At 41.5% G+C, this 20,389-nt stretch carries 18 protein-coding genes; 12 read left to right on the top strand and 6 right to left on the bottom strand.

Features of this window, described 5'->3' with window-relative positions:
• Positions 1-104: 104 nt before the first annotated feature.
• The gene (locus STYK_RS00770) at positions 105-311 is read left to right on the top strand and encodes a hypothetical protein (protein WP_000265676.1); all 207 of its coding nucleotides are present in this window, start codon (positions 105-107) and stop codon (positions 309-311) included.
• Between the two features lie 105 nt (positions 312-416).
• Here STYK_RS00770 and STYK_RS00775 read toward each other — a convergent pair whose 3' ends face one another.
• Positions 417-1,265, bottom strand: a complete 849-nt coding sequence (locus STYK_RS00775; RefSeq protein ID WP_261805065.1) for a putative RNA methyltransferase — start codon at positions 1,263-1,265, stop codon at positions 417-419.
• A gap of 151 nt (positions 1,266-1,416) precedes the next feature.
• On the opposite strand from STYK_RS00775, the gene STYK_RS00780 reads away from it, so the two are divergent.
• Positions 1,417-1,695 carry a DUF6110 family protein gene (locus tag STYK_RS00780; protein WP_261805066.1) on the top strand — a complete coding sequence of 93 codons (279 nt, stop codon included), beginning with the start codon at positions 1,417-1,419 and terminating at the stop codon, positions 1,693-1,695.
• A gap of 1 nt (position 1,696) precedes the next feature.
• Positions 1,697-3,760, top strand: coding sequence for a heavy metal translocating P-type ATPase (locus STYK_RS00785; RefSeq protein ID WP_261805067.1), 2,064 nt, complete (start codon positions 1,697-1,699; stop codon positions 3,758-3,760).
• A gap of 75 nt (positions 3,761-3,835) precedes the next feature.
• Here the strand turns inward: STYK_RS00785 and tyrS are convergent, their stop codons facing one another.
• Complete coding sequence (gene tyrS, locus STYK_RS00790) at positions 3,836-5,092, bottom strand: tyrosine--tRNA ligase (RefSeq protein WP_261029228.1); 1,257 nt, start codon at positions 5,090-5,092, stop codon at positions 3,836-3,838.
• A 140-nt stretch (positions 5,093-5,232) separates the two neighbouring features.
• Here tyrS and pbp1b point away from each other — a divergent pair, with 140 nt between their 5' ends.
• The 7 genes from pbp1b to STYK_RS00825 all read left to right on the top strand — a co-directional run bounded on the left by pbp1b (position 5,233) and on the right by STYK_RS00825 (position 12,762).
• Complete coding sequence (gene pbp1b / locus STYK_RS00795) at positions 5,233-7,716, top strand: penicillin-binding protein PBP1B (RefSeq protein WP_261805068.1); 2,484 nt, start codon at positions 5,233-5,235, stop codon at positions 7,714-7,716.
• An 82-nt stretch (positions 7,717-7,798) separates the two neighbouring features.
• Positions 7,799-8,710 (top strand): DMT family transporter, encoded by a 912-nt coding sequence (locus STYK_RS00800; RefSeq protein ID WP_261805069.1) that lies wholly within the window; start codon positions 7,799-7,801, stop codon positions 8,708-8,710.
• Between the two features lie 228 nt (positions 8,711-8,938).
• Positions 8,939-9,637, top strand: coding sequence for a 2,3,4,5-tetrahydropyridine-2,6-dicarboxylate N-acetyltransferase (gene dapD, locus STYK_RS00805; RefSeq protein ID WP_049493502.1), 699 nt, complete (start codon positions 8,939-8,941; stop codon positions 9,635-9,637).
• Positions 9,638-9,704: 67 nt separating this feature from the next.
• Complete coding sequence (locus STYK_RS00810) at positions 9,705-10,835, top strand: N-acetyldiaminopimelate deacetylase (RefSeq protein ID WP_261805070.1); 1,131 nt, start codon at positions 9,705-9,707, stop codon at positions 10,833-10,835.
• Positions 10,836-10,846: 11 nt separating this feature from the next.
• Entirely contained in the window at positions 10,847-11,386 is a 540-nt protein-coding gene (locus STYK_RS00815) for a 5-formyltetrahydrofolate cyclo-ligase (RefSeq protein WP_150922924.1), read from the top strand.
• A complete protein-coding gene (locus STYK_RS00820) occupies positions 11,370-12,050 on the top strand; it encodes a rhomboid family intramembrane serine protease (protein ID WP_150922923.1) in 681 nt (226 codons plus the stop codon). Before STYK_RS00815 ends, STYK_RS00820 begins: the two co-directional genes overlap by 17 nt.
• A 184-nt stretch (positions 12,051-12,234) precedes the next feature.
• Entirely contained in the window at positions 12,235-12,762 is a 528-nt protein-coding gene (locus STYK_RS00825) for an AAA family ATPase (protein ID WP_000426562.1), read from the top strand.
• Between the two features lie 136 nt (positions 12,763-12,898).
• Here STYK_RS00825 and galU read toward each other — a convergent pair whose 3' ends face one another.
• From galU to argS, 4 genes are all read right to left on the bottom strand, one after another.
• Positions 12,899-13,798 (bottom strand): UTP--glucose-1-phosphate uridylyltransferase GalU, encoded by a 900-nt coding sequence (gene galU / locus STYK_RS00830; protein ID WP_261096833.1) that lies wholly within the window; start codon positions 13,796-13,798, stop codon positions 12,899-12,901.
• 21 nt (positions 13,799-13,819) lie between these two features.
• Positions 13,820-14,836: an NAD(P)H-dependent glycerol-3-phosphate dehydrogenase gene (locus STYK_RS00835; protein ID WP_214614879.1), complete on the bottom strand. Its 1,017-nt coding sequence runs from the start codon at positions 14,834-14,836 to the stop codon at positions 13,820-13,822.
• A 167-nt stretch (positions 14,837-15,003) separates the two neighbouring features.
• Positions 15,004-15,249: a MarR family transcriptional regulator gene (locus STYK_RS00840; protein WP_261805071.1), complete on the bottom strand. Its 246-nt coding sequence runs from the start codon at positions 15,247-15,249 to the stop codon at positions 15,004-15,006.
• Positions 15,250-15,452: 203 nt separating this feature from the next.
• Complete coding sequence (gene argS / locus STYK_RS00845) at positions 15,453-17,144, bottom strand: arginine--tRNA ligase (RefSeq protein WP_070526292.1); 1,692 nt, start codon at positions 17,142-17,144, stop codon at positions 15,453-15,455.
• A gap of 135 nt (positions 17,145-17,279) precedes the next feature.
• Here argS and argR point away from each other — a divergent pair, with 135 nt between their 5' ends.
• Together argR and mutS are read left to right on the top strand one after the other, a co-directional pair.
• Entirely contained in the window at positions 17,280-17,726 is a 447-nt protein-coding gene (argR, locus tag STYK_RS00850) for an arginine repressor (RefSeq protein WP_001231476.1), read from the top strand.
• A 50-nt stretch (positions 17,727-17,776) separates the two neighbouring features.
• Positions 17,777-20,314: a DNA mismatch repair protein MutS gene (mutS, locus tag STYK_RS00855; protein ID WP_084925350.1), complete on the top strand. Its 2,538-nt coding sequence runs from the start codon at positions 17,777-17,779 to the stop codon at positions 20,312-20,314.
• Positions 20,315-20,389: the final 75 nt, after the last annotated feature.

A 20,389-nucleotide genomic window follows, 5' to 3' on the forward strand; every position in this document is an offset into this window, starting at 1 on the left:
TTTACTGTCTTTCAGCTTCGAAATCTACTTAAAAATTACCTCATATTTCTTGTATTCGCTTACACAAAGTATTATAATATAATTGTAGGAAAGAAGGTGTTTTTATGTGGAAAAAATATTTTTCAAAATATAAATGGACTGATTTATTTTGGATTCTATTTGTTATTTTAACATGCCTATTGGCGGGTAATAGTAATCTTTACCCCCTTACCCATCAAGAAATCTCTTATCATGGGTGCTTATCGGGAATTACACTTGCCTTATTTCACTTGCTATTTATTGATAAGTTTTTTATTTCGAATCGAAAATAAATGGAGAAGCTAAAAGCTTTAAATGTTTTAGACTTTTGGGATCGATAGTTTAAAAATTGAAATTTAAAACCGCAGATCTTCTTGAAATGCGGTTTTTTGTGTCAATTATAGTACTTTCCCAACAAGAATCTCAGCCTCAATAGTAATCTCTTTCAGTTGGCTCCAGTCAATCTTAGTCTGGTCAACGTGAAAGAGGAGAGGAGTCATACTGAGTAGGGCTTGGAGCTGATCTGCTGTGATAGTCTTAGTCAGAGAGGCAGTTTTACTTGATAGGATGGTAAAGTGTTCTTGGAAATGATTTTTGATATCTTGGTTGGAATAGTCCTTGTTTGTCAGCTGGTCTTGTACCTTCTGACGGATTTCCTTGAGGTGATTTTTAGTTGGAATAACCTTTATCAAGATACCGTCTTTGGATAAAACGCGACGAAATTCTCCATAGTTGGCAGGGGAAAAGATATCAAGCAGGATATCCATGCTAGCGTCTTTTATAGGGAGGCGAGCCAGGTCGCCAACAAACCAATTGACTGCCCAATCGGGTTCGCTCTTAGCAGCGATTTGGACGGAATCTTTGGAGATGTCAAAGGCATAGAAGGTTTTGTCAGGATGACTTTCTTGGAGTTTGCGAGAATAGAATCCTTCGCCACAACCGATATCTAAGACTGTGGTGCTAGTTTCTGAACTGGCTAGCAAGTCAGATACAGCCTCTAAAATAGCCTGATAAAAGCCGGCTTCTAGGATTTGTTGACGATTTTGAAAATTTTCCTTGTCGTAGTTAGCAGATTGCTTGATTTGAGGGGCTAGATTGACATAGCCGAATTTCGCCAAGTCAAAAGAATGGCGATTGCTACATTTGAGACTGTTCTCTACCAGAGTCAGATTGTCTTGACAGATAGGACAGGCAAAGGCAGTAGCAGAAGCAAAACGTTGAAGTTTGGGTTTGAGATTTGTATTCATAGTTTAAGTGTATCAAAAGAGGCAAATGAAAGCAACTTTAGGAATAAGTAGATGGGAGATTCAGTAGAAATAAAACTAATTCTCCAATTTATGAAATGACATTGCTTTTATATCTAAATTGCTATATAATAATGATAAGGAGGAAATAAGTATGTTAAAAGAAGTACTAACCGTCGCAAAAGTTGCGAAAAAATCATCACTCTTTTTGGGTGGTGTCGCATTTGGTACCCTTGGTTTGAAAATCTTAGCAAGTAAGGAAGCTAAAAAAGGTTATTCTAAAGCTTTGGCTAAGGCTTACAAGTTGAAAGACGGGCTAGATGCATCTGTTTCTGTTGTGAAGCAACATGGAGATGATGTCTTGCAAGATGCCAAATATTTGTATGAGCAAGAGAAAAAAGCAGAGCAATTAGATAGCCTTATAGGGGAATAACATGTCTTTTAAAGTGCTACATAGAGGATATCAACATATCCGACTATCATCACCTTTCTCGCTCACCTTGGATATTCAAGACTATCTTCGTTCCTTGGCGAGAGATGAAAAGGGGATCGAGTCTATCCAGTTCTACATGGATCAACAGCACTTTACTCTACGTATAAAAGAAGGCTTCTCTGTATTAGGTAATGCAGAAGCCTTTTTAAAAAGAATTAATAAAGGGAAAGTTTCTGAGTTGATGACTCTTCCCATTCGTAGAGAAGAGAGTGCTTATTCTATTGTTTCAGGTGCAGCGATTAAGCGTGTGCTTTTTCGTAGTTTTGTGCCGTATCCTATTCGCTATATATGGACTTGTTATCAGGCTTTGGGTTATATTAGAGAAGCCTATCAAACACTAGCGCGTAAGGAACTAACGATGGAGGTCTTGGACTGTTCGGCGATTTTATTGTCCTTGTTTATGAACCAATCCAAGACGGCTAGCAATATCATGTTTATGCTTGAATTGGGGAATCATTTAGATCAGTGGTCCTTGAAAAAAACTGCAACAGATTTAGAACAAAGCCTTCTTGCAAAAGAGAGCGATGTATTCCTAGTACAGGGCGATACGGTTGTTAGTATCAAGAGTTCCGATGTTCAAATAGGAGATGTTTTGGTCCTATCTCAAGGAAATGAAATTCTGTTTGATGGACAAGTAGTTTCAGGTTTAGGTATGGTCAACGAAAGTTCCTTGACGGGAGAGAGTTTTCCAGTTGAAAAAAGAGAGTCTGATTTGGTTTGTGCAAATACAGTATTAGAAACTGGAGAGTTACGCATTCGTGTAACCGATAATCAGATGAACAGCCGGATTTTACAACTGATTGAGTTGATGAAGAAATCTGAAGAAAACAAGAAAACGAAACAACGCTATTTCATCAAGATGGCGGATAAGGTCGTCAAATATAATTTCTTGGGGGCTGGTCTGACTTACCTATTGACAGGTTCTTTTTCTAAGGCTATTTCTTTCCTATTGGTCGATTTCTCCTGCGCTTTGAAAATCTCTACTCCTGTAGCTTATTTGACAGCTATCAAGGAGGGGTTGAATCGTGAAATGGTGATTAAGGATGGAGATGTTCTGGAGAAATACCTGGAAGTTGATACTTTCTTGTTTGATAAGACGGGAACAATCACAACTAGCTATCCGATAGTTGAAAAGGTGTTACCTTTTGGGGACTATAGTGAGGAAGATATTATCAGAATCAGTGCCTGTCTTGAGGAACACATTTATCATCCTATTGCTAATGCCATCGTCAAGCAAGCTGAGATAGAGGGAATTGAACATGAGGAAATGCATGGGAAACTCCAATATATCGCAAGTAAGGGGATTAAATCTCATATAGATGGGCAACCAGTTCTTATTGGAAATTATGTCTTGATGCAGGATGAGCAAATTCATATCAGTTCAGAACAAAATGCTTTAATTGAAGAGTACAAGAGTCACTATAATCTCTTATTCTTGGCTTATCAGAATGAATTGATTGGAATGTTCTGTATTCATACTCCTTTGAGAAAAGAAGCAAAAGCAGCCTTGGAGAAACTTAAGGCACAAGGGAAAAAATTGATTCTGGCAACAGGGGACACCTTGGTTAGAACAGAGGAATTAGTCAAAGATTTGCCCTTTGATCAGGTCTATACAGACTTGAAACCTGATGGAAAATTTGAGTTAGTAGAGGAACTGCAGAAAGCAGGTCACACTATTTTGATGGTTGGGGATGGGTTGAATGACTCAGCGGCTCTAACCCTATCAGATATCGGTGTGGTGATGAATGAGAGTGCAGACATTTCTAAGCAGATGAGCGATATCTTATTGTTAGATAATCGCTTGGATTTCTTCCAAGAGTTGGATTGGCTATCATCATCTTTGCAAACACTCATCAAGAAGAATATTCAAGATACCGTTGTCGTAAATAGTAGTTTGATTGGCTTTGGCTTGTTTAATTGGCTCAGTCCTTCAAATCTCTCTATCTTACATAATCTAACAACCTTGCGCATAGTCCTGCGTAGCCTGTCTATTAAGGCTAGATAGATGTGGTTATCAACACCAAAAAGGAGTTACCTTTCTCGAGGTTAACTCCTTTTTTATAGGTAAATGTTGAACAGTTTAGTAAGTCAATACAAAGTATTTTTTCTTACCGCGACGGATAACAGTCAGTTCGTTTTCTAACTTATCTGCATCACTCAAGATATAGTCAAGGTCTTGGATACGGTCGCCGTTTACGTAGATAGCTCCGTTTTGGACATCTTCACGGGCTTGGCGTTTTGAGTTAACCACACCAGATGAAACGAGCAGTTCCACGATATTGTGGTTTTCATCTGCTTGTACTTGGTAGTTTGGTACACCACGAAGTCCTTGTTTGAGCTCTTTAACAGAAAGATTCTTGATGTTTCCTGCAAAGAGTTGCTCAGTGATGTTGAGGGCTTCTTTGTAAGCTTCTTCGCCGTGAACGAGTGTAACGACTTCACGAGCCAAGACTTTTTGAGCTAAGCGTTCGTGTGGAGCTGCTTCAAATTGTTTACGGATGTCTTCAATCTCATCAAGTGACAAGAAAGTAAAGATCTTCAAGAAGCGAACAGCGTCTGCGTCCATAACGTTCATCCAAAATTGGTACATTTCGTATGGAGAAGTCTTTTCAGGATTAAGCCAGACGGCGTTTCCTTCTGATTTACCAAATTTCTTACCAGTTGCATCTGTGATAAGCGGAACTGTGATAACGTGTCCAGTTTTGTCAGCCTTACGACGAAGTAATTCGGTACCAGCTGTCATATTTCCCCACTGGTCAGAACCACCGATTTGTAGCGTCACATTATGGTCTTGGTTAAGGACGAAGAAGTCGTAACCTTGCATGATTTGGTAGGCAAACTCAGTGTAAGAAATTCCTGTTTCGATCCGTTTTTTAACAGACTCTTTACTCATCATGTAGTTGACAGTGAAGTATTTTCCGATATCACGGAGGAAGTCAATGAAGCTGATGCTGCCAAACCAGTCGTAGTTGTTGACCATGACAGCCTTGTTTTCACCATTTTCAAAGTCAAGAAAACGAGAAAGTTGTCCTTGGATAGACTTGACCCAGCCATCTACTGTGTCTTTTGTTTGGAGACTACGTTCAGCATCTTTGAAGGACGGATCTCCGATGAGACCTGTAGCACCGCCAACGAGCGCATAAGGTTTGTGACCTGCTAGTTGCAAGCGACGACTTGTCAAGATTGCGACAAGGTGGCCTAGGTGAAGGCTGTCAGCAGTTGGATCGTAGCCAGTATAATAAGAAACTTGACCTTCTTCTAGGGCTTTACGCAAAGCTTCTTCATCAGTCGTTTGAAAAATCAAACCACGCTCTTTTAGCTCATCAAAAATGTGCATGTGTCTTTTCTCCTTTATAAAATATTGTTTCTACCTATTGTATCACAAACTTGGGCAATAGCCTAGTAGAATAGGGAAGAAAGTGGCTATTTTATTGAAAGTTTACCTTTTATGGTATAATAGATAGAGTGAGGAAATCCATGCAAAATCAATTAAATGAATTAAAACGAAAAATGCTGGAATTTTTCCAGCGATTAAAATCAAAAATAAATCATAAAAAATCAGAGAAAGTCTCAGAAGAGAAGCAGTCGGATGGGACAGGTGGGAGAATTCTGTCTATTCTAGGTAGCATTTTAGTTGCTATCAAGGGAATTTTGAATACTCTCTTTATTCTAGGCTTTATCGGTGGGCTTTTTGGTGCTGGTGTAGCTCTTGGTTATGGAGTTGCTTTGTTTGACAAGGCTAAGGTTCCCCAATCGGAGGACTTGGTCAAGCAGGTTAAAAATATTTCTTCCATCTCAGAAATTGTTTATGCAGATGGGAGTGTCATTGCTTCTATCGAGAGTGACCTACTGCGAACTTCTGTTTCATCTGAGGAAATATCAGACAATCTCAAAAAGGCTATCGTTGCTACTGAGGACGAACATTTTCTTGAACATAAAGGGGTTGTGCCCAAAGCTGTGATTCGGGCGACTTTGGGAACTTTTGCAGGTTTGGGTTCATCTAGCGGGGGCTCGACCTTGACCCAACAGTTAATCAAGCAACAAGTGGTCGGAGATGCTCCGACTTTGGCTCGTAAGGCTACAGAAATTGTCGATGCCCTTGCCTTGGAACGCAGCATGAGCAAGGATGAAATCTTGACTACTTATCTCAATGTCGCTCCCTTTGGTCGAAATCATAAAGGGCAGAATATTGCAGGTGCCCAGCAAGCTGCTGAAGGGATTTTCGGTATCGATGCCAACAAGTTGAGTATTCCTCAAGCCGCTTTCCTAGCAGGTTTGCCACAGAGTCCGATTACTTATTCTCCTTATGAAAATACTGGAGAGTTAAAGAGTGATGAAGACTTAGAACTTGGTTTGAAACGGGCCAAGGATGTTCTCTACAACATGTACCGTACGGGTGCTCTGACTCAAGAAGAATACGACCAGTACAAGGATTATAATCTCAAACAAGATTTCTTGCCATCAGGAACTATCAATGCTGTTTCGAGGGATTACCTTTACTTTACGGCTATGGCTGAAGCGACAGACCGTATGTATGATTATTTAGTTCAACAGGACAATGTCTCTAGTCAGGAGTTGAAAAAGGAAGCAGTTCAAAAGGCCTATCATGAGCGAGCTGAGCAGGAACTAAGTAACGGTGGCTATAAAATCACGACAACAATCAATAAAAAAATCCATACTGCCATGCAAAATGCAGTTGCTAACTACGGTCGTTTGGTAGATGATTCGACTGGCCAGCCTGAAGTAGGGAATGTTTTGATGGACAATAAAACGGGGGCTGTTCTAGGCTTTGTTGGTGGTCGTAATTACCAAATAAACCAAAACAATCACGCCTTTGACACTAAGCGCTCGCCAGCCTCTACAACCAAGCCTTTATTGGCCTACGGTATTGCCATTGACCAAGGCTTGATGGGTAGCGCTAGTATCTTGTCCAATTATCCGACAAAATTCTCTAATGGCAATCCTATCATGTATGTAAATAGTCCAGGTACAGGCATGATGACTTTGGGTGAAGCCTTGAACTATTCATGGAATATCCCAGCCTATTGGACCTATCGTATGCTTCGTGAGAAGGGTGTGGATGTCAAGGGCTACATGGAGAAAATGGGTTACGAGATTCCGGAGTACGGTATCGAAAGTCTGCCTATGGGCGGTGGTATTGAAGTCACAGTTGCCCAGCATACCAATGGTTATCAAACAATTGCTAATAACGGTGTTTACCATCAGAAACATGTGATTTCTAAGATTGAATCACCTGACGGTACAGTAATCTATGAATTCCAAGACAAACCAGTTCAAGTGTACTCGAAGGCAACGGCAACAATTATGCAGAGTTTGCTTCGTGAGGTGATTTCCTCTCGAATCACTTCAAGTTTCCAAACGGATTTAGCTTCTATCAATTCAAGCTTAGCTCGTGCAGACTGGATTGGTAAGACTGGTACAACCAATGAAGATGAAAACATGTGGCTCATGCTGTCAACACCAAGATTGACTCTAGGTGGTTGGCTAGGTCATGACGACAACCGTCCAATGGCTAAGGGGGCTGGGCATTATCGAAATGCCAAATATATGGCTTACTTGGTCAATGCTATCCAACAGGCCGAGCCTGGTGTTTGGGGCAATGAACGCTTTAATCTTGATTCTAGTGTGACCCAATCTCAAGTTCTCAGATCTACAGGACAGAAGCCAGGCAAAGTGTCCGTTAATGGAAAAACAGTTGATCTTTCAGGTTCTACTGTAACGAGCTATTGGGCTAATAAAGCGGGAGCTCCTACAACAAGCTATCACTTTGCTATTGGAGGAAGTGAAGCAGATTATCAAAACGCTTGGTCAAGTATCGTTAGTACATTACCAACTCCTTCTAGCTCAAGTACTAGTTCGAATAACAGTTCAAGTAGTAGTTCTAACAACAGTAGCAATTCAAGCGCTACTAGACCTTCTTCTTCAACGACGAGACGATAAGTTCTTTAAACTTTTCTAGATGAAGTGGCTAATCAATGGATTGCCACTTTTTTCTTTTTTCCTTTCGTGTTACAATAAAGGTATGAATCAGTATCAGAAAAAGATTGTTAAAGGAACTATTTATTCGCTCCTATCCGGCTTAATCTGGGGAATCTGTGGAATTTTAGGAGAATATTTCTTTACTCATTATCAAGTGTCCTCTGGCTGGATTACCTCTATGCGTTTGACATTGGCAGGGAGTCTTGTGCTCATTTGGTCTGCAATGCAATTAAAATCGCAAGTGTTAGATATCTGGCGAGACAAGAAAAATTACCTGCCCTTTCTAGCCTATGCTATTTTGGGGATTTTTTCAGTTCAGTATTTTTTCTATCTCTGTGTAGAATACTCAAATGCTGCGACAGCAACTATTTTACAGTTTATCAGTCCTGTCTTTATCCTCTTTTACAATCGCTTGGTTTATCAAAAACGAGCGTCAAAAAGCGCTATTTTTTATGTTTGGGTTGCCATGTTGGGTGTTTGCCTGATGGCGACAAAGGGGGATCTCTCTCAATTATCCATGACACCACTAGCACTTGTGACGGGTTTGCTGAGTGCCATGGGGGTTATGTTTAATGTTATCTTACCCCAACCTTTTGCGAAGCGCTATGGTTTTGTACCCACGGTTGGGTGGGGGATGATTTTGGCAGGTTTATTTAGCAATGTCCTCTCGCCGGTTTACCAGCTTTCCTTTACTCTGGATATTTGGAGTATCTTGATTTGCCTCATTATCGCTTTTTTCGGGACGGCTTTTGCCTTTTTCATTTCCATGAAGGCAGTGTCCTTGGTTTCTCCTTTAGTGGTTTCTGTTATCAGTGCCAGTGAACCTCTCTCTTCTGCCCTTTTGAGTGTTTTATTTTTAGGCTTGGTAGTGGATTGGTCCCTTCTTCTAGCTATGGCCTTGATTATTTTGCCCATGATTTTCCTATCGATAGAAGAAGCGAAAGAAAGTAAATAAAAAGTCTTTTCTTAATTCTAAAAGTGTGCTATACTAGAATAGTCAATAAAACACGGGGAGATAGTTGTGAAGAGTGTTTTTAGGTTGTATCGGTAGGGGCTTGCTTTTACCGACAGCACGTTTTATCTCACATCCCTAAAAATCATACCTAAAAACAAACAAAAAGGCTTCAAATTTGAGGCCTTTTTTGGTAGAATAGGTATCATTAAAATGAACTAGGAGGCGCTTATGACTGCTACAAAAATGAACGCTCAAGAAATTATCCAATTTATCGCCAATGCCGAAAAGAGAACCAGTGTTAAAGTAACCTTTGAAGGACAACTTGCAACTGCTGTACCAAGCTCTGTTGTCAAACTAGGGAATGTACTATTTGGAGACTGGAAAGATGTGGCTCCGCTTCTCGATGGTTTGGTAGAAAATCAAGACTATGTTGTTGAGCAAGATGCTCGTAATTCTGCAGTTCCCTTGCTAGACAAACGTGCTATCAATGCTCGTATCGAGCCAGGTGCTATTATCCGTGATCAGGTTGAAATTGGTGACAATGCTGTTATCATGATGGGAGCTGTTATCAATATCGGTGCTGAAATCGGTGCAGGAACCATGATTGACATGGGGGCTATCCTTGGTGGCCGTGCTATCGTTGGGAAAAACAGTCACGTTGGTGCAGGTGCCGTTCTTGCAGGTGTGATTGAGCCAGCTAGCGCAGAACCAGTCCGTGTTGGAGACAATGTTCTCATCGGTGCCAACGCAGTGGTTATCGAAGGGGTCCAAATCGGTAGTGGTTCAGTTGTCGCAGCAGGAGCTATTGTTACCCAGGATGTCCCAGAAAACGTGGTGGTAGCAGGTGTTCCAGCTCGTATCATCAAAGAGATTGATGCCCAAACCCAACAAAAAACAGCGCTAGAGGATGCGCTTCGTACCTTATAATTGTAAAAGTAATAAAGAGGCGGAACCCTTCTTCCAGCCTCTTTCTGCTATATCGGAGGATAGATAGATGTTAGATTTGATTCAGACAAGACGAGATTTGCACCAGATTCCAGAGATTGGCTTGGAGGAGTTCAAGACTCATGATTATTTGCTGGATATGATTGAGAAATTGACTGCGGGCAAGGATTTTGTTCAAGTTCGTACTTGGCGGACAGGGATTTTGGTTTATTTGCAGGGAAGTCAGCCAGAGCGTACCATTGGTTGGAGAACAGATATCGACGGTCTGCCTATCGTTGAACAAACAGGCCTTCCTTTCGCCTCTCAGCACCAAGATCGTATGCACGCTTGTGGACATGATTTTCATATGACCATTGCCTTGGGTTGTCTTGAGCGTGCACTGGAGGAGCAACCAAAGAACAATCTGCTCTTTCTATTTCAGCCTGCTGAAGAAAATGAAGCTGGTGGCATGCTCATGTATGAGGACGGCGCTTTTGGAGACTGGTTGCCAGACCAATTTTATGGTCTCCATGTCCGGCCAGATTTGAAAGTCGGCCAGATCGCGACCAATACCCATACTCTCTTTGCAGGGACCTGCGAGGTGAAGATTCGTTTCAAAGGAAAAGGAGGACATGCAGCCTTTCCACATGAAGCCAATGACGCTTTGGTAGCGGCTAGTTACTTTGTGACCCAGGTGCAGTCAGTTGTCAGCCGCAATGTCAACCCAATCGAGGGAGCAGTGGTGACCTTTGGTCTTTTCCAAGCCGGAACAACCAACAATGTCATCACAGACACAGCTTTTTTACATGGAACTATTCGGGCATTGACACAGGACATGAGTCTCTTGGTGCAAAGGCGGGTCAAAACAGTTGCAGAAGGAGTTGCAGCTGCCTTTGATATGGAAGTCGAAGTAGAACTCAAGCAAGGAGGCTACCTACCTGTTGAGAACAATCCAGCCTTGGCGCGTGAACTGATGGACTTTTTTGAAGAGAAAGACGAAATCGAGTTGATTGATATCGAACCTGCTATGACTGGTGAGGACTTTGGTTACCTCCTGTCGAAGGTAGATGGTGTTATGTTCTGGCTAGGTATTGATAGTCCCTACGCTCTTCACCACCCACAGATGAGTCCCAAGGAAGAAGCCTTAGCCGTTGGGGTGGAAGCAGTATCTAGTTTTCTGAAAAAGAAGGCAGCAGAGTAGAGGTGCTGGCTATGAAAGCAGAACTACGCAAGAAAATTTTGCAAGAAATGGAGACTTTATCTCAGGAACAAAAACAGGCTATGGATCGAGATTTAACTGAGCGTTTCTTACAACACCCTTTTTACCAAGAAACCAAGACCATCGCAACTTATCTCTCTTTTCCTCATGAATTTCAAACACAGAAACTGATTGAGCAGGCGCTGAAGGACGGCAAGAAGGTTTTGATACCCAAAACTTATCCCAAGGGGGGCATGGACTTTGTGGTCTATGATTCGCAACAGTTGGTAAAAACTTCTTTTGGATTACTGGAGCCACAGGGAAATTTGGAAGTGGTGGATGCCTCTCAGATTGATTTGATTCATGTTCCTGGTCTGGCTTTTACGACGAAAGGATATCGGATTGGATACGGTGGAGGCTATTATGACCGCTATCTGGAACATTTTTCTGGTCATACTTTGAGTACGATCTATCCTTGTCAAATTCAGGACTTTATCCCTGAAAACCATGATATTCCTGTTCAGGAGGTACTGATTGATGAAGGAAATCTTTGATAGACGTTACCCTGTGACGAGTTTCTTTCTCTTAGTGACGGCCTTGGTATTTCTACTAATGTTGGTGACTACAGGTGGAAATTTTGACAGGGCGGATACCTTATTTCGATTTGGAGCCATGTATGGGCCGGCTATTCGCCTCTTTCCTGAGCAGATTTGGCGTCTCTTTTCTGCCATTTTTGTTCATATTGGGTGGGAACATTTCATTGTCAATATGCTTTCGCTCTATTATCTTGGTAGGCAAGTAGAGGAAATTTTCGGATCCAAGAAGTTTTTCTTTCTCTATCTTTTATCAGGAATGATGGGCAATCTCTTTGTTTTTGTATTTAGTCCCAAATCCTTAGCAGCAGGAGCCTCTACCTCTCTTTATGGGCTATTTGCTGCGATTATCATTCTTCGCTATGCAACGCGTAATCCTTATATCCAACAGTTAGGGCAATCTTATCTGACACTTTTTGTGGTTAACATTATTGGAAGTGTTCTGATTCCAGGAATCAGCCTAGCAGGCCATATCGGAGGAGCAGTTGGTGGAGCATTTCTAGCAATTATCTTTCCAGTTCGAGGAGAAAGACGGATGTATAGTACCAGCCAGAGGTTAGGAGCGGTAGTCTTGTTCGTAGGACTCGCAGTCTTGCTTCTCTACAAGGGAATGAGCTATGTGTAGGGAATGAATAGTTAAATGCGCATGGATTCAGTTGCCAATAAGTCATCTACAAAGATGACTTTTTTGTTGCAAAATTGGAAGGAGCTAGTTTCTTGTATCTTATGATTTGATGAATTTGTCTGATCTTTAATAGACTAAAAAATGCTATAATAGTCAATAATAAAAGAATGGGCGAGGTAGTCGAATGGAAAATTGTGTTTACATCATTTCAGGCCCTCCTGGTGTTGGGAAAAGCACAGTCAGTAAGGAGTTGGCCTATTCTTTTAAGAAAAGTGCAGTAATTGAAGGCGACATGATTTATTTAATGATTAAAGGAGGACTCGTGGCTCCTTGGGAAGATGATGGTTATTACATGGATTTATTTTGGGATAATATCATCAGTCTGATCAATAATTTCATCGACCGAGGCATTACCGTTGTGATAGAATATGTCATTTTTGAAGAGCAACTAAAGAAAATTGCAACCTTCTTAAAAGAAAAACAAATCAGTTTAAAATACTGTGTCCTGCTGGCTGAAGAAGAAACCTTGAAAAAACGAGATTCCTTAAGGAAAGAAATTGAGAGAACAGGCGATTTATCAATCCAGTCAAGAAATGAGTTCCTAGCTAAAAATATCAAAAAAAATCACTTGCTGTTTACAGATCAGTTAGATGCTAGAGAAACGGCTCGGATCATCAAAACGTCAATCAGATTTGTGTTTGAAATTCTGTAGTCAGTGACAAATTACCAAGATTGCGATGGGAGATTGACAGAGATACCTCAGCAATTTTAAATCGCATGCAATTTTAAAGTAAAAGCATCTCTAGAGAACAAATTTTAGAGATGCTTTTTTACATATGCAAGATGGATTATTCTCCCTCAGCCAATTCTTTTCCCAGTTGGATGATGTAATCTTTCAAGTCATCTTTGACTTGTGGGTGCTTGAGGGCGTAGTCAATAGACGTTTTCATAAAGCCAAACTTATCCCCAACGTCGTAACGAGCTCCTGTAAATTCACGGGCAAAAACACGCTGTGTTTTATTGAGCGTATCGATCGCATCGGTAAGCTGGATTTCATTTCCAGCACCAGGAGCTTGCTTTTCGAGAATATCAAAAATTTCCGGTGTCAGAAGATAGCGACCGATAATAGCTAAATCACTTGGAGCATCTTCTGGAGCTGGTTTTTCTACGAAAGTTTCAACGCTATAGAGTCCATTGATCCCTTCTCCTTGAGGAGCGATGACTCCATATGATGAAACGTCTTCGTGTGGTACGGGCATGACAGCAATGGTTGATGCGTGTGTCTTTTCGTAATCATTCATCAGTTGTTTTGTCAAAGGAACGGCGTCCGTGTTTGTGATGTCCATAAGATCATCACCCAGCATAACAACGAAGGGTTCATTCCCTACAAAAGCTTTTGCTTGTAAGACAGCGTCTCCAAGACCACGAGGGTGAGTTTGGCGGATGAAATGAAGGCGCATACCAGTTGCTTCATCTACCAATTTCAATAGATCTGTTTTGCCTTTTTCTTTGAGATTGTACTCAAGCTCAAAGTTTGAGTCAAAGTGGTCTTCAATAGAACGTTTTGATTTACCAGTGACAACCAGAATATCTTCAATACCTGATTTGAGAGCCTCTTCCACGATAAACTGGATAGTTGGTTTATCTACAATTGGCAACATTTCTTTAGCAAGTGCCTTGGTTGCTGGTAAAAATCGAGTCCCGAGTCCAGCAGCAGGGATGACTGCCTTTCTAACTTTTGATGTCATAAGAATCCTTTCTCTAGAGGGTTAAGACCACTCATTTTCTGCTTTAAATTCATTGTTCATGATGTCATAAATGGCATCTTTGATATTGGTTCCGTGGTAAATAACTTGGTAAATGGCTTGTGTAATGGGCATATAGACTCCAAGTTCTTGCGCTAGTTCATAGGCTGCTCGAGTCGTTGAGATTCCTTCGATTACCATGCCCATATTGGCTTCGATATCAGCTAGAGATTCTCCACGACCAAGAGCATCTCCGGCTCTCCAGTTACGAGAGTGGATGGAGGTTCCCGTTACAATCAAATCTCCCACACCAGATAAGCCGCTATAGGTCAATGGACTGGCACCGAGTGCTACCCCTAAGCGGGTAATTTCTGCCAAGCCTCGAGCGATGATGGCTGCCTTAGCATTGTCACCAAATCCCAAACCATGTAAAGCTCCAGCACCGACAGCAATAATATTTTTAAGAGCACCAGCAGTTTCGACTCCAATAACATCCGTATTGGTATAAAGTCGGAAGTAGTGATTACTAAAGAGTTCTTGAACGTATTGAGCTATTTGTAAGTCTTTAGAAGCAGCAGTGATTAAAGTCAGGTCACGTACAATGGTTTCTTCCGCATGACTAGGTCCTGAAACAACGACAATATCACTGCGGAGATGTTCAGGAATTTCTTCTTCAAGGATGGTTGATAATCGTTTATGGCTATCAGGCTCTAATCCCTTTGATGCGTGCATGATGATAGCCTTATGGTCCAAGGTTTTTGCAACTTGTTGGGCAACAAGTCGTGTCACTTTTGTTGGGACAACAAACAAAATCGCATCTACATCTTTTAATGCCTCTGCTAAGTCAGTGTAGGCAATGATATTTTCGTCTAGAACGACATCTTTAAAGTAGTGCTTGTTAGTATGATAGGTATTAATTTCATTGATTTGCTCGGGCAGATTTCCCCAAATACGTACCTCGTGTCCATTGTCATTTAAGACTTGTGAAAGGGCAGTTCCCCAAGAACCAGGCCCCAAGACGGCGATGGTTTGTTTTTCCATGTTTTCCTCCTTGATAGAGTTCTCTTTTTATTTTATCACATTCTAGGGGATTTTGCACTTGCATTGCTGGGGAGTGATGGCTTTGTTGCTTGAAAAATATACAAAAACCGAGCCTAAGTAATAAACTCTCAGGCTCGGTTTTGATATTTCTTAAAGAATAGCTAGGTTTATTTCAATTGATCTGTAATGTCTTTTGACAGTAACATTCCCAGATGATAAGTTTTATTGATGTAAGCAATGACATCATTGATATTTTCAGTCGTGTGAATTTTCTCTTTGATGTCAGTCCTAAATGTTTCATCCTTCAAAAGTTGTTCTTGGTAGAGCCTTTGCAGTCTCTCCTTCTCGTACTTATTGAGCAGAAAAAGGAACGCCAAGCTAATCACAACGAGGACATAAGCATATTGGCTCATAGGATATCTCCTTGTATGATAAAGAAGTAGTAGTAAGTAGATTGAATTAGTGAAGCGTTTAGGCAAGTGTCTCTGGTTACGACGTAAAGAAACATAAATCGATAATATTTATGTTTCTTTACTAGTGAAGCACCTAGCCAAATTCCTGATAGGATTTGGCGTTAGTTACTTAGATTGCTTTGCAATCAAGTAACTTTGGTGATTTACATCTTCTCTGGCGCTTCTACTCCAAGCAAGCGAAGGGCTTCTTTGAGAACGACTGCGGTTGCGTAGCTGAGAGCTAGACGGCTGTCGCGTTCTGGGCTATCATCCAAGATACGTGTATGTGCATAGTATTTGTTAAAGGCTTGAGCCAGGCTAATTGCAAATTTAGCAATGATAGAAGGTTCAAAGTTATCCGCCGCACGGTTGATAATACGTGGGAAGTCTTGGATGAGTTTAATGATTTCCCAGCTTTCAGCATCATTTAAGCTGTAATTAGCCACTGTTTCTGGTTTGAAGTCTGCTTTACGTAAGATCGATTGGATACGAGCATAGGCATATTGTACATAAGGACCAGTTTCCCCCTCAAAGGATACCATAGCCTCTAAGTCGAAGTCGTATCCATTTGTACGGTCGGTTTTGAGGTCATAGAATTTAATGGCTCCAACCCCAACAGCATGTGCTACCTGGTCTTTGTTTTCTAGTTCAGGATTTTTAGCCTCGATTTGGGCCTTGGCACGGCTAACAGCCTCTGCAACAGTAGGCTCTAGCAAGATGACATTCCCTTTACGAGTAGAGAGTTTTTTCCCTTCTTTTGTAACCAAACCAAAAGGAACATGAGTAATGTCTTCACTCCAGCCGTAGCCCATTTCTTTCAAGACAGCTTTGAGTTGTTTAAAGTGGGCAGATTGTTCTTGACCAACAACGTAGATAGATTTAGCAAATTGGTATTCGTTTTTACGGTAAAGGGCTGCAGCCAAGTCACGTGTAATATAGAGAGTTGCTCCATCAGATTTCTTGATGAGTGCAGGATGTTCAATTCCGTATTTCTCAAGATTCACAACTTGGGCACCTTCTGATTCAACAAGAAGGCCTTTTTCAGAAAGAATATCTACAACTGCATCCATCTTATCGTTGTAGAAGGCTTCTCCGTTGTAGCTGTCAAATTCGACTTGCAATTCATTGTAAAGGCGGTTAAATTCCACCAAACTTTCATCACGGAACCATTGCCAAAGTGCAAGAGCTTCCTCGTCTCCATTTTCAAGTTTACGGAACCATTCGCGTGCTTCTTCATCCAAGCTAGGGTCATTTTCAGCCTCAGCGTTGATGCGGACATAGAGTTTAAGAAGTTCATCGATTGGATGAGCTTTTACAGCTTCTTCGTCGCCCCATTTTTTGTAGGCAACAATCAACATCCCAAACTGTTTACCCCAGTCTCCCAAATGGTTGACCTTGACCGTTTGATAACCGATTTTTTGGAAAATATGTGATAAGCTATCTCCGATAACAGTTGAGCGTAGGTGACCAATAGAAAATGGTTTAGCGATATTGGGACTAGACATGTCGATAACAACATTTTCTTGTTTGCCAATAGTTTGGTCAGCATAGTGTTCTTTTTCAGTGATAACAGCTTGCAATACTTGAGCAGAAATGGCAGATTTATCAAGGAAAAAGTTGACGTAAGGTCCTGTTGCGACAACCTTTTCAAAGGTTTGGCTGTTAATTTTTTCAGCCAGTTCAGCAGCAATCATTTGAGGTGCTTTACGTTCGACTTTTGCAAGAGAAAAAGCAGGGAAAGCGATGTCTCCCATTTCTGAGTTTTTAGGGGTTTCCAGTAAATTGAAAATAGCCTCTTGGTCCAGGCTATCAATGACGCTAGCCAATTCGCTAGCAATCAATTCTTTTGTATTCATTAAGAGCTCCTTTTTGGACTTTTCTACTATTTTATCACAATTTTAAAGAAAGAAGAAAAAATTTTTGAAATCTCCTATTTTTTTGGTATAATATAGTTATAAAATTAGTTATAAATATGCATATAAGAGGATTTTATGAGAAAAAGAGATCGTCATCAGTTAATAAAAAAAATGATTACTGAGGAGAAATTAAGTACACAAAAAGAAATTCAAGATCGGTTGGAGGCGCACAATGTTTTTGTGACGCAGACAACCCTGTCTCGTGATTTGCGCGAAATCGGCTTGACCAAGGTCAAGAAAAATGATATGGTGTATTATGTACTAGCAAATGAGACAGAAAAGATTGATTTGGTTGAATTTTTGTCTCATCATTTAGAAGGTGTTGCAAGAGCAGAGTTTACCTTGGTACTTCATACCAAATTGGGAGAAGCCTCTGTTTTGGCAAATATTGTAGATGCAAACAAGGATGAATGGATTTTAGGAACAGTTGCTGGTGCCAATACCTTATTGGTTATTTGTCGAGACCAGCACGTTGCCAAACTCATGGAAGATCGTTTGCTAGATTTGATGAAAGATAAGTAAGGTCTTGAGAGTCGCTCTCAAGACTTATTTTTGACAAGGAGAGACGGAAAATGGCGACAGAGAAGCTATCACCCGGCATGCAACAGTATGTGGATATTAAAAAGCAATATCCAGATGCGTTTTTGCTCTTTCGGATGGGTGATTTTTATGAATTATTTTATGAGGATGCGGTCAATGCTGCGCAGATTCTGGAAATTTCCTTAACGAGTCGCAACAAGAATGCCGACAATCCGATTCCTATGGCGGGTGTCCCCTATCATTCTGCCCAGCAGTATATAGATGTCTTGATTGAGCAGGGCTATAAGGTAGCTATCGCAGAGCAGATGGAAGATCCTAAACAAGCAGTTGGGGTTGTGAAACGAGAGGTTGTTCAGGTCATTACGCCAGGGACAGTGGTCGATAGCAGTAAGCCAGACAGTCAGAACAACTTCTTGGTTGCTATAGATCGAGATGGCAATCAATTTGGCTTAGCTTATATGGACCTGGTGACGGGTGACTTTTATGTGACAGGTCTTTTGGATTTCACGCTGGTTTGTGGGGAAATCCGTAATCTCAAGGCGCGAGAAGTGGTGCTGGGTTATGACTTGTCTGAGGAAGAAGAACAAATCCTCAGTCGTCAGATGAATCTGGTGCTTTCATATGAAAAAGAAGGCTTTGAAGACCTTCATTTACTGGATTCACGATTGGCATCTGTGGAGCAAGCGGCATCTAGTAAATTGCTCCAGTATGTTCATCGAACTCAGATGAGGGAATTGAACCACCTCAAGCCTGTTATACGCTATGAAATCAAGGATTTCTTGCAGATGGATTATGCGACCAAGGCTAGTCTGGATTTGGTTGAGAATGCTCGTTCAGGAAAGAAGCAAGGTAGTCTTTTCTGGCTTTTGGATGAAACCAAGACGGCTATGGGAATGCGTCTCTTGCGGTCTTGGATCCATCGTCCCTTGATTGATAAGGAACGAATCGTCCAACGTCAAGAAGTGGTGCAGGTCTTCCTCGACCATTTCTTTGAGCGTAGTGATTTGACAGACAGTCTCAAGGGTGTCTATGATATCGAACGCTTGGCTAGTCGTGTTTCTTTTGGTAAAACCAATCCCAAGGATCTCTTGCAGTTGGCGACCACCTTATCCAGTGTGCCACGGATTCGTGCGATTTTAGAAGGGATGGAGCAACCTGCTCTAGCTTATCTCATCGCACAATTGGATGGAATCCCTGAGTTGGAGAGTTTGATTAGCGCAGCGATTGCTCCTGAAGCTCCTCATGTGATTACAGATGGAGGAATCATTCGGACTGGATTTGATGAGACTTTAGACAAGTACCGTCGCGTTCTCAGAGAAGGGACTAGCTGGATTGCTGAGATTGAGGCTAAGGAGCGAGAAAATTCTGGTATCAGCACGCTCAAGATTGACTACAATAAGAAGGATGGCTACTATTTCCATGTGACCAATTCTCAACTGGGAAATGTGCCTGCTCACTTTTTCCGCAAGGCGACGCTGAAAAACTCAGAACGTTTTGGAACCGAAGAATTAGCCCGTATCGAAGGAGATATGCTGGAGGCGCGTGAAAAGTCAGCAAACCTAGAGTATGAAATTTTTATGCGCATCCGTGAGGAAGTCAGTAAGTATATCCAGCGTTTGCAGGCTCTAGCTCAAGGAATTGCGACAGTTGATGTCTTACAGAGTCTGGCGGTTGTGGCTGAAACCCAGCATTTGATTCGGCCAGAGTTCGGAGAGGATTCGCGAATTGATATCCAGAAAGGGCGCCATGCTGTCGTTGAAAAGGTTATGGGGGCTCAGACCTATATTCCAAATACGATTCAGATGGCAGAAGATAATACCAGTATTCAACTGATTACAGGGCCCAACATGAGCGGAAAGTCAACCTATATGCGTCAGTTAGCCATGACGTCGGTTATGGCCCAGATGGGGTCTTATGTGCCAGCAGAAAGCGCCCATTTACCGATTTTTGATGCGATTTTTACCCGTATCGGAGCAGCAGATGACTTGGTTTCAGGTCAATCAACCTTCATGGTAGAGATGATGGAGGCTAACAATGCCATTTCGCATGCGACCAAGGACTCTCTCATTCTCTTTGATGAATTGGGACGGGGAACTGCAACTTATGACGGGATGGCTCTTGCTCAGTCTATCATCGAATACATTCACGAGCATATCGGAGCCAAGACCCTCTTTGCGACCCACTACCATGAGTTGACTAGTCTGGAGTCCAGCTTGAAACATTTAGTCAATGTTCACGTGGCAACCTTGGAGCAGGATGGGCAGGTCACCTTCCTTCATAAAATTGAACCAGGACCAGCTGATAAATCCTACGGTATCCATGTTGCCAAGATTGCTGGCTTGCCAGCAGACCTTTTAGCAAGGGCGGACAAGATTTTGACTCAGTTAGAGAATCAAGGGACAGAAAGTCCTGCTCCCGTGAGGCAAACAAGTACTGTCACAGAACAAATTTCTCTCTTTGATACGGCAGAAGAGCATCCTATCCTAGCAGAATTAGCTAAACTAGATATTTACAATATGACACCTATGCAGGCTATGAATGTCTTGGTCGAGTTAAAACAAAAATTATAAAGAATGAATTACTTGTCATTCTAGCTGTATCAAGGATACTTCTTTGACAAGTCCCCACTTTTTTGCTAGAATAGC

Origin of the sequence: Streptococcus toyakuensis, assembly GCF_024346585.1 — a bacterium.
GTDB classification, from domain to species: Bacteria; Bacillota; Bacilli; order Lactobacillales; family Streptococcaceae; genus Streptococcus; species Streptococcus toyakuensis.

Excerpts from the sequence above, each read along its gene's own strand:
- STYK_RS00770 (WP_000265676.1), top strand. The coding sequence starts at position 105 with ATGTGGAAAAAATATTTTTCAAAATATAAATGGACTGATTTATTTTGG.
- STYK_RS00775 (WP_261805065.1), bottom strand. The coding sequence starts at position 1,265 with ATGAATACAAATCTCAAACCCAAACTTCAACGTTTTGCTTCTGCTACT.
- STYK_RS00780 (WP_261805066.1), top strand. The coding sequence starts at position 1,417 with ATGTTAAAAGAAGTACTAACCGTCGCAAAAGTTGCGAAAAAATCATCA.
- STYK_RS00785 (WP_261805067.1), top strand. The coding sequence starts at position 1,697 with ATGTCTTTTAAAGTGCTACATAGAGGATATCAACATATCCGACTATCA.
- tyrS (WP_261029228.1), bottom strand. The coding sequence starts at position 5,092 with ATGCACATTTTTGATGAGCTAAAAGAGCGTGGTTTGATTTTTCAAACG.
- pbp1b (WP_261805068.1), top strand. The coding sequence starts at position 5,233 with ATGCAAAATCAATTAAATGAATTAAAACGAAAAATGCTGGAATTTTTC.
- STYK_RS00800 (WP_261805069.1), top strand. The coding sequence starts at position 7,799 with ATGAATCAGTATCAGAAAAAGATTGTTAAAGGAACTATTTATTCGCTC.
- dapD (WP_049493502.1), top strand. The coding sequence starts at position 8,939 with ATGACTGCTACAAAAATGAACGCTCAAGAAATTATCCAATTTATCGCC.
- STYK_RS00810 (WP_261805070.1), top strand. The coding sequence starts at position 9,705 with ATGTTAGATTTGATTCAGACAAGACGAGATTTGCACCAGATTCCAGAG.
- STYK_RS00815 (WP_150922924.1), top strand. The coding sequence starts at position 10,847 with ATGAAAGCAGAACTACGCAAGAAAATTTTGCAAGAAATGGAGACTTTA.
- STYK_RS00820 (WP_150922923.1), top strand. The coding sequence starts at position 11,370 with ATGAAGGAAATCTTTGATAGACGTTACCCTGTGACGAGTTTCTTTCTC.
- STYK_RS00825 (WP_000426562.1), top strand. The coding sequence starts at position 12,235 with ATGGAAAATTGTGTTTACATCATTTCAGGCCCTCCTGGTGTTGGGAAA.
- galU (WP_261096833.1), bottom strand. The coding sequence starts at position 13,798 with ATGACATCAAAAGTTAGAAAGGCAGTCATCCCTGCTGCTGGACTCGGG.
- STYK_RS00835 (WP_214614879.1), bottom strand. The coding sequence starts at position 14,836 with ATGGAAAAACAAACCATCGCCGTCTTGGGGCCTGGTTCTTGGGGAACT.
- STYK_RS00840 (WP_261805071.1), bottom strand. The coding sequence starts at position 15,249 with ATGAGCCAATATGCTTATGTCCTCGTTGTGATTAGCTTGGCGTTCCTT.
- argS (WP_070526292.1), bottom strand. The coding sequence starts at position 17,144 with ATGAATACAAAAGAATTGATTGCTAGCGAATTGGCTAGCGTCATTGAT.
- argR (WP_001231476.1), top strand. The coding sequence starts at position 17,280 with ATGAGAAAAAGAGATCGTCATCAGTTAATAAAAAAAATGATTACTGAG.
- mutS (WP_084925350.1), top strand. The coding sequence starts at position 17,777 with ATGGCGACAGAGAAGCTATCACCCGGCATGCAACAGTATGTGGATATT.